The following is a 530-nucleotide window of genomic DNA, read 5'->3' as shown; positions in this document are numbered from 1 at the left end:
ATGGTTTTTAAAAGATCAAGCGCTTGACCCCGGTGATCCCCTGTGTGGGTAAAATCACGAATCACTAGGGAGAGACAGATGCAGGTGAGTCTTCCAATTGGGCGATTGTGGCTTGCATCTGAGGCGTGTCTAGAAACTTTTGGGTATCGTTGAGTAAGCGATCGCCCCAAAGGTTTTCTTTGAGAAATTCGAGATCGGCGTAGCGACCATCGAGTTCGAGGGCTGTTTCTCCCATCGCTAAAGCTTCTTGGCGTTGACCTTGAGTATATAAAGCAACTGCTATCGCTAGGATCGGTTCGGCGGCTTTTTCATCGATTTTGATTGCCTCTTGCCATTTTTTGATCGCACCTTTGATGTCTCCCATTTCATAGCGAACTAAACCAATGTTGTTAATTGCAGGCCAAAGGTTTTTTTCCTGAGCAAATGCTTTTTCATACTGAGTGATCGCCTGGTCATACTTACCGAGCATATAGTAAGCATTCCCGAGATCAAAGAGCGCACCGGGAACATCGGAACGGACTTTTAAACCC

1 protein-coding gene is annotated in these 530 nt (G+C 46.2%); it reads right to left on the bottom strand.

Going from position 1 to position 530, the window contains the following annotated elements:
• Positions 1-64: 64 nt before the first annotated feature.
• Positions 65-530: tetratricopeptide repeat protein (locus tag M595_RS28450; protein WP_023070001.1), on the bottom strand; the 466-nt coding region annotated here is incomplete at its 5' end.

The sequence above is a fragment of the Lyngbya aestuarii BL J genome (assembly GCF_000478195.2).
GTDB classification, from domain to species: Bacteria; Cyanobacteriota; Cyanobacteriia; order Cyanobacteriales; family Microcoleaceae; genus Capilliphycus; species Capilliphycus aestuarii.
This window is presented reverse-complemented; position numbering and strand designations above follow the sequence as displayed.